Origin of the sequence: Hamadaea sp. NPDC051192, assembly GCF_040682475.1 — a bacterium.
Lineage (GTDB): Bacteria > Actinomycetota > Actinomycetes > Mycobacteriales > Micromonosporaceae > Hamadaea > Hamadaea flava.
This window is the reverse complement of the sequence record NZ_JBFBAZ010000052.1, coordinates 41,566-51,831: the sequence shown is the minus strand read 5'-3', so window position 1 is coordinate 51,831 and position 10,266 is coordinate 41,566. Positions and strand designations below refer to the sequence as shown.

8 protein-coding genes and 1 pseudogene are annotated in these 10,266 nt (G+C 69.0%); 7 read left to right on the top strand and 2 right to left on the bottom strand.

All coding sequences use genetic code 11. The features are described 5' to 3' along the window. From AB0M47_RS22450 to AB0M47_RS22430, 5 genes and pseudogenes are all read left to right on the top strand, one after another. Nucleotides 1-192, top strand: a pseudogene (locus AB0M47_RS22450) (RpiR family transcriptional regulator); the annotation flags it as partial. Between the two features lie 169 nt (nt 193-361). After that, nucleotides 362-1,789 carry an N-acetylglucosamine/diacetylchitobiose ABC transporter substrate-binding protein gene (ngcE, locus tag AB0M47_RS22445; RefSeq protein ID WP_363416879.1) on the top strand — a complete coding sequence of 476 codons (1,428 nt, stop codon included), beginning with the start codon at nt 362-364 and terminating at the stop codon, nt 1,787-1,789. 18 nt (nt 1,790-1,807) lie between these two features. Then, nucleotides 1,808-2,722: a sugar ABC transporter permease gene (locus AB0M47_RS22440; RefSeq protein WP_360000969.1), complete on the top strand. Its 915-nt coding sequence runs from the start codon at nt 1,808-1,810 to the stop codon at nt 2,720-2,722. A gap of 138 nt (nt 2,723-2,860) precedes the next feature. Further along, the gene (locus AB0M47_RS22435; protein ID WP_363416885.1) at nt 2,861-3,658 is read left to right on the top strand and encodes a carbohydrate ABC transporter permease; all 798 of its coding nucleotides are present in this window, start codon (nt 2,861-2,863) and stop codon (nt 3,656-3,658) included. Between the two features lie 77 nt (nt 3,659-3,735). Beyond that, the gene (locus tag AB0M47_RS22430; RefSeq protein ID WP_363416875.1) at nt 3,736-5,400 is read left to right on the top strand and encodes a bifunctional 3'-5' exonuclease/DNA polymerase; all 1,665 of its coding nucleotides are present in this window, start codon (nt 3,736-3,738) and stop codon (nt 5,398-5,400) included. Nucleotides 5,401-5,652: 252 nt separating this feature from the next. Here the strand turns inward: AB0M47_RS22430 and AB0M47_RS22425 are convergent, their stop codons facing one another. Continuing rightward, on the bottom strand, nt 5,653-6,474 hold the full coding sequence (locus AB0M47_RS22425) for a metal-dependent hydrolase (protein WP_363416872.1): 822 nt from the start codon (nt 6,472-6,474) through the stop codon (nt 5,653-5,655). Between the two features lie 183 nt (nt 6,475-6,657). Beyond that, entirely contained in the window at nt 6,658-8,502 is a 1,845-nt protein-coding gene (locus AB0M47_RS22420) for a chorismate-binding protein (RefSeq protein WP_363416869.1), read from the bottom strand. A 357-nt stretch (nt 8,503-8,859) separates the two neighbouring features. On the opposite strand from AB0M47_RS22420, the gene AB0M47_RS22415 reads away from it, so the two are divergent. After that, nucleotides 8,860-9,822, top strand: a complete 963-nt coding sequence (locus AB0M47_RS22415; protein WP_363416866.1) for an ATP-binding protein — start codon at nt 8,860-8,862, stop codon at nt 9,820-9,822. Nucleotides 9,823-9,853: 31 nt separating this feature from the next. Further along, entirely contained in the window at nt 9,854-10,261 is a 408-nt protein-coding gene (locus AB0M47_RS22410) for a roadblock/LC7 domain-containing protein (RefSeq protein ID WP_308197842.1), read from the top strand. The last annotated feature ends 5 nt before the right edge of the window (nt 10,262-10,266 follow it).

The window sequence follows — 10,266 nt, the reverse complement described above, 5'->3', positions numbered from 1 at the left end:
ATCGTGCTGTTGACGGCGACGCAGGCCACGACCTTCCGACCGGACGCGTTGTCGGCGCGGCATCCGCAGCTGGTGGTGCTGGACCTGTTGTACATCGCGGTGGCGCAGCGCACGCATGAGCGCTCGCACGCGGCCTTTCAGCGTACGGCTCGTGCGGTGGAGGCCCATCGGATCAAGGAGGTCGCCGAATGAAGGACCTCCGCTCAGTCTTCGACGCGGCGCCGACGCCGCACCGCGTCGAGGTCCCTTCGGGGATGTGTTTCATGACCGTCCTCTTGGGGACGAACGCCAACCCTTACCTCGAGTCGCGGTGTGCCGGACGTCTCCGGCCCATCGCCTGACCCGTACCGAGGAGACAAAGATGTCCAACTCCCCCTCTGAGCTGAACCGCCGCACGGTTCTGCGCCGTGCCGCGGTGGCCGGCGCGCTCGCCGTGCCCGCCGTCAGCTTCCTGGCCGCCTGCAGTGACGACGACAAGGGCGGCGACACCGGCGGCACGGCCAAGACCCCGACCAACCCGTTCGGCATGAAGGAAGACGCGACCGTCGAGGTCGTCATCTTCGACGGTGGCTACGGCCAGAAGTACGCGACGGACGGCCTCGAGCCGAACTTCAAGGCCGCGTGGCCGAAGGCGACCGTCAAGCACACGGCCACCCAGGACATCACGGCGCTGCTGCAGCCGCGGTTCCAGGGCGGCAACCCGCCGGAGTTCGTGAACAACTCCGGCACCAAGTCGATGGACTTCGGCGCACTGGTCGCCGACGAGCAGCTCGCCGACCTGACCGAGCTGTGGGACGCGCCGTCGGTCGACGACCCGAACAAGAAGGTCCGCGACACCGTGTTCGCCGGCACCGTCGACGCGGGTTCGTTCAACGGCAAGCCGTTCGTGCTGTACTACGTGTCGACCGTGTTCGGCATCTGGCACTCCGGCAAGTTGTTCAAGGACAACGGCTGGGAGGCCCCGAAGGACTGGGCCGGCTTCCTGGACCTGTGCGCGAAGATCAAGGCCAAGGGCATCACGCCGTACGGCTACGCGGGCGCCAACGCCGCGTACTACCAGTGGAACGTGATCCTGGTCCAGGCCGCCAAGATCGGCGGCGGCGACATCCTGAAGAACATCGACAACCTCGAGGACGGCGCGTGGACCAACGACGCCGTCGTCAAGGCCGCCTCCGCGTGGGGCACCCTGGCGTCGAAGGGTTACATCAACCCGGCGTTCGAGGGCCTCAAGCACACCGAGGTGCAGCTCCAGCAGAACCAGTACAAGCTGGCGATGTACCCGTCGGGTGACTGGCTGGAGGGCGAGCAGGCCGCCACCACGCCGAAGGACTTCGAGTACCAGCTGGCGCCGGTCCCGGCGTACGACGGCTCCGACAAGCTGTCGCCGGCGGCCGTTCGTTCGGCGGCCGGTGAGGGCTACTTCGTCTCGAAGTCGGCTGCCAACAAGGCGGCGGGCCTGGAGTTCATGCGTCAGATGCTGTCCAAGAAGAGCGGCCGCGCGTTCACCGAGATCACCGAGGCGCACGCGCCGACCGTGGTCGCGGGTGCCTCGGACGGCTTCGCCTTCCCGGCCGGTGTCAAGAGCTCGCAGGCGGCTCTTGCCGCGGCGGGCAAGGATGTCGTTACCCTCTTCTTCGACGGCTGGTACCAGGACCTCGACAAGGAGGCCCGCGCCGCCACCAACGAGCTCATGTTCGGCCGCATCGACGGCAAGGCGTGGGCCGAGCGGATCCAGAAGAAGGCGGACGCCATCAAGAAGGACGCGTCCATCACCAAGTTCAAGCGCTGATTTAGGAGCGTTGGGGTCATGCGGCACGGCAAGTACCCGTTCGTGGCGGGCTTTCTCTTCCTGCCGGTCCTCTTGTATGTAACGTTCGTCATCTATCCAACGTTGCGAACGTTCTACATCTCGATGACCGCGTGGCGAGGCTTTGCGGTTCCGCCGAGGTGGATCGGCTTCGACAACTACAAGCAGTTGTTCGACGACGACCGCTTCTGGCAGGCAATCACGCACCACCTCGAGTTGCTTGTCGCGCTGCCACTGATCACCATCGCGATCGCCCTGTTCTTCGCGTTCCTGCTGAACGTGGGCGGTGGCTCCAAGGGTGGAGTGCGGACCGGGGTCTGGGGGTCGAAGTTCTACCGGGTGGTGTTCTTCCTCCCCCAGGTCCTGGCCGTCGCCATCGTCGGCGTGATGTTCCAGACGGTCTACCGTCCGGACAACACCGGCCTGGTCAACGGGGTGCTCACGAAGATCGGGCTGGACCCGATCGCCCTGCTGGTCAACAAGAACACCGCGTTGTGGTCGATCATGTTCGTCGCCATCTGGCAGGCGGTGGGCTTCTACGTCGTGCTCTTCTCGGCGGGGATGTCCAGCATCCCCGCGGAGATCTATGAGGCCGCCGAGCTCGACGGCGCGTCCCGCTTCTCGCTGTTCTTCCGGGTCACGCTGCCGCTGCTGTGGGACACGATCCAGGTCGCCTGGGTCTACCTCGGCATCGCCGCGTTCGACTTCTTCGCGCTGGTCAACGTGCTGGCGCAGGACGGCGGTTACGGCGGTCCGGACGGAGCGACCACGACACTGGCGACCGAGCTCTACTACGCGGCGTCCAAGAGCAAGCTCGGCTACGCGTCGGCGATCGGTGTCGTCCTCTTCTTCTTGACGCTGACCTTCGCCGCGCTGACACTGCGTGTCACCAAGCGCGAAACCATCGAGTACTGAGTGGGAACCGCGATGACGACGAACACCACCCCCGCACAGGACCGCAGGCCGGCCTCCGGGAGCCCGGCCACGCAGACGACGGCCGGCCGCCAGAAGCGGGAGATCCGTTTCTTCTCACGGCTCAGCAGCCTCTCGCTGATGATCTGGTCGATCATCATCCTCGGTCCGCTCGTCTGGGTCTTCCTGTCCTCCTTCAAGTCGCCGGAGGAGATCTTCAGCAGCCCCTGGACCCTGCCGTCGAAGCTGCGGTGGGACAACTGGGAGCGGGCCTGGAACACCGCGCACATCGGCACCTACATGCTCAACAGCGTGATCGTGGTGGCGATCAGCACCTTCGGCACGATGCTGCTCGGCTCGATGGCGGCGTACGTGCTCGCGCGGTACAAGTTCTTCGGGCGCGGGTTCATCTACTACCTGTTCGTCTCCGGTCTGGCCTTCCCGGTCTTCCTCGCTCTGGTGCCGCTCTTCTTCGTGGTACGCGACCTGGGCCTGCTCGGCACGAAGACCGGCCTGATCCTGGTCTACATCTCGTACTCGCTGCCGTTCACCGTCTTCTTCCTCAGCGCCTTCTTCAAGACGCTGCCGACGTCGGTGGCCGAGGCGGCGATGATCGACGGCGCCGGGCACATGAAGCTGTTCTTCCGCGTCATGCTGCCGATGGCCAAGTCGGGCCTGATCAGCGTCGGCATCTTCAACATCATCGGGCAGTGGGCGCAGTACCTCCTGCCGCTCTACCTGATCCCGGGCGGTGAGGAGTACCAGGGGAACTGGGTGCTCACCCAGGGCATCGCCTCGATCTCAGTCGCGGCCGGCTTCAAGTCCGACTGGGGCGCACTGTTCGCGGCGATCACCATCGCGATCCTCCCGATGATCATCATCTACGCCGTCATGCAGCGGCAGATCCAGGCGGGCCTCACCGCCGGCGCGGTGAAGTAACTCAGCAACTCACCTATCCCCTCGAACGAGCCGATCTCCGGTGGAGGTCGGCTCGTTTGTCGTACGGGGAACGCAGAATGAGCAGCGTGATCGTCGCCGTCGCACCGGACCAGTCGGGGGGTGCCGTCGTCCAGCCGCTCGGGCCGGACGGCGCTCCGACGGCGGAGCCACGCCGCGTCACCGAGCTGGCCGCCGAGCTTCGCGCCCAGCCCGAGGCACGTTGGGTGTGGCCGAGTTCGGAGACGACCTACCCGGCGATCCTGGACGCTGCGGTGCGCGTACCACGGTGTCATGACCTGGAGATGACCGAAGCCCTGCTGGTCGGAGCGGAGGGTGAGTGGGGCGCGCCTCGGTCGATGGCGGCCGCGTGGGCGCGGCTGACCGGCGGGCCGGTGCCCCCCGATCCTCCGGTACGCCAAGCCGCACCGCCCGGCGACGCGCAAGGGGCCCTGTTCGGCGAGCCCAGCGCGGTTGCCGAGGCCACCATCGAGCAGGTCACCGGGGTGTACGCCGCCCAGCTGAAGCGGATGGCGGCCACGACCGACCCGGCGCGGTTCCGCATGCTGGTCGCGGCCGAGTCGGCCAGCGCGCTGATCGCCGTCGAGATGGCGCGGGCGGGGCTGCCGTGGCACGCGCCGACCCACGACCAGCTGCTCACCGACCTGCTGGGCGCGCGCCGACCGGCCGGTGGGCCGCCGCAGAAGCTGGTCGAGCTGACCGAGCAGATCTGCGAGTCGCTGGCGAGCCCAGGGCTGCATCCCGATTCGCCGGCCGAGCTGCGGCGGGCGCTGCGCAAGGCGGGCATCGACGTGCCGAACACCCGGGCGTGGGTGCTCAAACAGGTGGAGCACCCGGCGATCGAGCCGATCCTGCACTACAAGGAGCTGTACCGGATCTGGACCGCGCACGGCTGGTCGTGGCGGCAGCAGTGGGTTCGGGAGGGCCGGTTCCATCCGGCGTACGTGCCGGGCGGGGTGGTCAGCGGCCGCTGGGCGACCCGGGGTGGCGGCGCGCTCCAGATCCCGGCCGTGCTGCGAGGGGCGGTACGCGCCGATCCCGGCCGTCGCCTGGTCGTCGCCGACGCCGGTCAGCTCGAACCACGCATCCTCGCGGCGGTGTCCCGCGATCCCGGGCTGTGCAAGGCGGCCGGGCCGGGCGACATCTACACCGGGCTGGAGGGGTTCGCCGACCGTGGCACCGCGAAGATCGCCCTCCTGGGCGCGATGTACGGGCAGACCGGCGGCCAGGCGGCCCCGGCGCTCGCCGTCCTCAAAGGGCGCTATCCGCGCGCCTGGGCGGTCGTGGAGGACGCCGCGCGTACGGGGGAGAGCGGGGGTCTGGTGCGCTCCTGGCTCGGCCGGACGTGTCCCCGGCCCGGGGCCGCCCCCGAATCCGAGGGCGACTGGTTCAACAGCCGCGACGGGGACCTGCGTACGTCGGCGGGTCAGCGCGCCCGGGGCCGGTTCACCCGCAACTTCGTGATCCAGGCGACCGCCGCCGAATGGGCCGCGACCCTGCTCGCCCTCGTCCGCTCCCGGCTCTGGGACGTCGACGCCGAACTCGTGTTCTTCCAGCACGACGAGGTGATCCTCGACTGCTCTCTAGAGTGCGCCGACTTCGTCGCCGGGCTGCTCCAGGAGTGCGCCGACGAGGCCGGGCGGCTGCTGTTCGGGTCGACGGGCGTCCACTTCCTCATGGACGCCAAGGTCGTCGGGGCGTACTCGGACGCCAAGCCTTCCTGACTTGGGGTGATCTTGAACGGAAAACGCGGCTCTGACGGCGTTTTCTGTTCAAGATCGCGTCGCGCTTGTTGATCTAGGCGAGAAAGGGTCGCCATGGCCGCCATTTCGCGCCTAGATCACCTGTGCCGGTCGCGGAGGCGCCGGTCGTGGGAGCGCCGGTCGTGGAGGCGCCGGTTGTGAAGGCGCCGGTCGGGGGAGCGCGCAGACGACGATGCCCGCCGCGACAGCGACGGGCATCATGCGGACGAAGCGTCAGATGTCGATGCCGAATCTTCGCAGGATCGCGCCGCCGGCCAGCCATGCTCCGGCGCCGAACGAGACGATGATGAAGATGGTGGAGAGCACGAGCGTCTCGACCTTGCCGCCGACCTCGACCGAGATGGAGTTGGGCACACCGATCATCCGCCACAGCCGGATCTTCTTGAAGCCGGTCGGGATGGGCCACAGGATCGGTACGCCGGCGCTGGTCACGATGTCGCCCATGAGGTGCACGAAACAGCCCACGCCGACGGCGAACCCGATGAGCGGATAGCCTCGGCCCGAGTCGAGGTTCTCGAAGGTGTACCAGGAGGCGGCAGCCGCGACAGCGGTCGTGATGACCCAGCCGGCCCGCTTCGCCCAGTGCTCGAAGACGCCGCGCAGGGCCAGCCCGATCATGAAGAACAGGATCGGCAGCACGGCCCACTTGCCGAACCGCTGGCACAGGAAGCTCGCGCCCCAGCCCATCAGCAGGACGAACGGCAGCGTGTGGGTGAACGTGCGGTGCCCGTAGTCCCGCTTGGGGTCGTGGCTGAGCCGGGTCGCGGTGTAGATGCCGAGCGAGAGCTTCTCGATGACCTCGGAGATGAACATGGAGACCGGGCCGAACGTGTGCGCCACGGTCGCGCCGCCCTGGTTGGTGGTCACCTTGCCGGAGAGGTCCAGGTCGGGCAGGAGCGCGCCGCCGGCGCACATCGCGGTGCCGAGGGCCAGATAGAGCGGCGACTGGTGTGGATAGTCGAAGACCTGCTCCATCACCACGGATCCGGCGAGCCAGGTGGCGGCGCCGGAAAGCGCGTGCGAACGCCCCATCATGGTGGCTGATTCCTCCCCATTGGATGACTCCGAGATCACGGGTCGCGCACACTTTGCCAGAACACTTGTCCCAACGCAATCAGCCGGACCTCCAAGGTGGATGTATCGCCGGCCCCCGCTCGATCCGGCGTTGGCCGGGAGGACGGTGGGCCGGCGTAGGTCACAGCTGACGACGGTGGATTTCTAGTGCACCGGCTCCACTGCCAGCAGATCGGCGATCAGCGACGTGAGAATGCCCGGCCCGTCCTCGGTCAGCACCGACTCCGGATGGAATTGGACTCCGGCGTACCGGGGGGCGCGGAGCGCGTGCACGAATCCGTCCTGTCCGGCGGCCAGCTCGACACCGTCCACATCAGAGGCGAGGGCGGTGAACGTCGAGTAGTAGCCGACTCGGCGTACCGTGCCGAACAGGTCGGCGTCGACCGGCAGGCCCTGCGCCGGCACTTCGCGCCGATGCAGGGTCAGCCCAAGTTCCTGGGCCAGCACCTGATGCCCCAGGCACACGGCGAGCAGCGGCTTGCGATCCGCGAGCCGCCGCCGGATCACGCGGCGCAGCGCGGCCGCGTTGGCCAGCGCCGGGTCCGCGGGATCGCCCGGTCCGGGCCCGGCCACGACCAGGTCCGCGTCGATGCTCTCCACGACCGACTTGTACGCCTGAAGCGTGACCGTCATCCCCAGCGAGCGGAGCATGTGGGCGAGCATGCCGGTGAAGGTGTCCTCGGCGTCCACGATGACGCAGGTGCGCCCCTCGAACGGGCGCGCGAACGTCGCCTGGGTCCGGTCGGCGAGCCAGAACGGCGAGAGCCGGTCGTTGCGGGCGGCCAGCGTACGGATGACCGCGGGATCGTCGGCGAACCGGGTCGGCGCCCCGGCCGGGGTGGCCTTCGCGGGCACGAGACCCAGCGCGGCCAGTACGCCGGCCGCCTTGGCGTGCGTCTCGGCCACTTCGCCGTCCGGCGTGGAATCGCGTACCAAGGTGGCGCCCACCGGAACCCGCACGAGTCCGCCGCCGATCCGCGCGGTCCGGATGAGGATCGTGGAGTCGAGCCGGGGCGTGCCGGTGTCGTCGTGGTCGAGGAGCGCGACGACACCGCCGTAGTAGCCGCGGCCGCGTTGCTCGTGCCGGGCGATGACGCGGCAGGCGTTCTCGATGGGGCTGCCGGTGACGGTCGGCGCGAACATGGTCTCGCGCAGCACCTCGCGGATGTCGAGCGAACCGCGCCCGGCCAGCAGGTACTCGGTGTGGGCCAGGTGCGCCATCTCCTTGAGGTACGGGCCGACGACCTGGCCGCCGCCGTCGGCGACGACGGCCATCATCTTCAGTTCCTCGTCGAGCACCATCGCCAGCTCGTTGACTTCCTTCGGGTCGGCGAGGAACCGGAGCAGGCCGTCCCGGTCGGGTCCGGCGGCGGGATGGCGGTAGGTGCCGGAGATGGGATTCATCATGACCATCCCGGCATCGCTGGAGACGTGCCGCTCGGGGCTGGCCCCGACGAAGAACTCGGTTCCGGTGAACACCAGGAACGTCCAGTACGCCCCCGTCTCCGTACGCAGCAACCGGCGCAGGCACGCCAACGCCGTACGCCGTTCGTCGGCTGCCCTCGCTTGACGCGTGCGGTGGATGACGAAGTTGGAGCCCTCGCCGCGGCCGATCTCCTCGTCGAGGACGCGGCCGACGATCTGGGCGTACTCGTCGTCGGCGATGTCGAATCCGAGGTCGTCGACGACGCCGATGTCGTCGGGCAGCGCGGCCAGCACGTCCGGCAGGGTGGCGCGCCCGCGTTCGGCGGCCACGAGGCACAGCAGGGGCTCGCCGTCGTCCAGCGCGGCGAAACCGCGTTCGGCGATCTGCCGGTGCGGGAGGAGGGCGAGGGTGGGCGTACCGGGGTCGAGGGGGATCAGGCCGGTGGACGGCGCGGTCTGAATCTGTCCGATGAGGACTTCGACGTGGTCGGCGCCTTCGCGGCGCAGCAGGGCGTACGGGCGGGCGCCGTGGAGCAGCTCAGGCAGGTCGGGCAGGTCGGTCATGCGGGTCTCCCAGGCTGTGGGCCGCCCGGTCCGGCGGTCTGCCCCGGAAACACCGACGGCCGCCTCACCGAGGCGGCCGCATCGTGGATGCGCGAGCTTCAGGCCGCCGGAATGGCGGGCCACCAGCTCTGTCGCGCGAACATGCCAGAAAGCTAGCAGAAAGATGATCGTGACCGCGACATCTTCCGTCGTTTTATGTCAGATGGTTGGCTCATCGTCGGCTTTTCGGCCGATGGGGGTTACCATACCGGCATCCTGCGAGCCCTGGGGCGGCGCTCGTGGGGTGGGCGCCTGCCGGCCGGGTGGCGCCGTTGCGCAGACACGACAACCGGAGGGGCGGCGGTCATGTTGGGGAGGTTGCGCAGTAGGCGATCCGACGCGCCCGCGTCCGATGAGGACAGCGGCGGGGCGGTCAGCCGGGGGCACGTGAACGACATCGTCGTCAACCTCGCGCGGCGCAGTCAGTCGCTGGTGGAACGACAGCTCAAGGTGGTCGAGGAACTCGAACGCGACGAACGCGACCCGGAGCGCCTGGCGGCGCTGTTCCGGCTGGAGCGACTGACCGCCCGGATGCGGCGGACGAACGAGAACCTGCTCGTCCTCGCCGGCGGTTCGGCCCGGCGGCGTGGCCGGGAACCGGTGCCGCTGGCGGCGCTGGTGCTCGCGGCGGTCTCGGAGAACGAGCAGTACCAGCGGGTGCGGGCCGAGGTCGAGGACGGCGTACAGGTCTCGGGTGTGGTCGCGGCCGATCTGGTCCATCTGCTCGCCGAACTGCTGGAGAACGCGGTCGGCTACTCGCCGCCGACCAGCGTCGTCCGGGTGACGGGGGAGCGGTCCACGCGGGGCGCCCGGGTGATCATCACCGATCAGGGCATCGGTATGCGCGCCGAGGTCCGGGACGAGCTGAACGAGTTGCTCGCCGACCCGCCCGAGGTGGACGCCTCGGTCACCGAACGCATGGGGCTGGTCGTCATCGGCCACCTCGCCGCACGGCACGATCTGCGGGTGACCCTCGCGGAGGCGGCCGGGGGCATCCGCGCCACCGTCGATCTGCCGGAGGCCGTCCTGGAACCCCGCAAACGCGACCTGACGGCCGCCGTCCGGCTCACCACCGGCGAGCCGTTCGACGTCGATACGACCATGCGCCTGCCCGCGGGCGAGCCGGTCGAGGAACACACCATTCTGCTGCCGTCCCGGGTGCCGATGGCGAGCCTGCCGCCGTCGACCGGACAGCCGGAGCCCGTGGAGCAGCCCATCGCGGCCGACCCCGCGACCGAGCGCGTGCTCACCCGGCTCTACGACGGCCTGCGCGACAACTGATCGATCGGAGCACTTGATGGTGGTCGACACGTTGAGCCCGTCGGCCCAGCGGCTGCATTGGCTCATCAGCGGATTCGTGGACCGGACCGCGGGCGTGGCGCACGCCGCCGTGGTCTCGGCCGACGGGCTTCCGCTGGTCGCCGCGCAGTCGCTGGCGCACGACCGCGCGCTGGAACTGGCGGCGATCACGGCCGGACTGCACAGCATCGCGCGCGGCGCGGCGGAACTCACGCTCTCCTGCGCGGTGTCGCAGACCGTGGTCGAGATGGACCGGGGCTATCTGCTGATCATGTCGGTCAGCGAATCGGCCGTCCTGGTGGTGCTCGCGGTGCGGGCGGCCGACCTCGGGGTCATCGGCTTCGAGATGGTCCGGCTGGTCAAGGCGGCCGGTGACATGCTCACCCCGCAACTGCACGACGAGCTCGGCGCCACCTGGTGAGCCCG

What these genes read in the sequence shown, in the direction of transcription:
- AB0M47_RS22435 (WP_363416885.1), top strand. Translation starts at nt 2,861, where the DNA reads ATGATCTGGTCGATCATCATCCTCGGTCCGCTCGTCTGGGTCTTCCTG.
- ngcE (WP_363416879.1), top strand. Translation starts at nt 362, where the DNA reads ATGTCCAACTCCCCCTCTGAGCTGAACCGCCGCACGGTTCTGCGCCGT.
- AB0M47_RS22440 (WP_360000969.1), top strand. Translation starts at nt 1,808, where the DNA reads ATGCGGCACGGCAAGTACCCGTTCGTGGCGGGCTTTCTCTTCCTGCCG.
- AB0M47_RS22430 (WP_363416875.1), top strand. Translation starts at nt 3,736, where the DNA reads ATGAGCAGCGTGATCGTCGCCGTCGCACCGGACCAGTCGGGGGGTGCC.
- AB0M47_RS22425 (WP_363416872.1), bottom strand. Translation starts at nt 6,474, where the DNA reads ATGATGGGGCGTTCGCACGCGCTTTCCGGCGCCGCCACCTGGCTCGCC.
- AB0M47_RS22420 (WP_363416869.1), bottom strand. Translation starts at nt 8,502, where the DNA reads ATGACCGACCTGCCCGACCTGCCTGAGCTGCTCCACGGCGCCCGCCCG.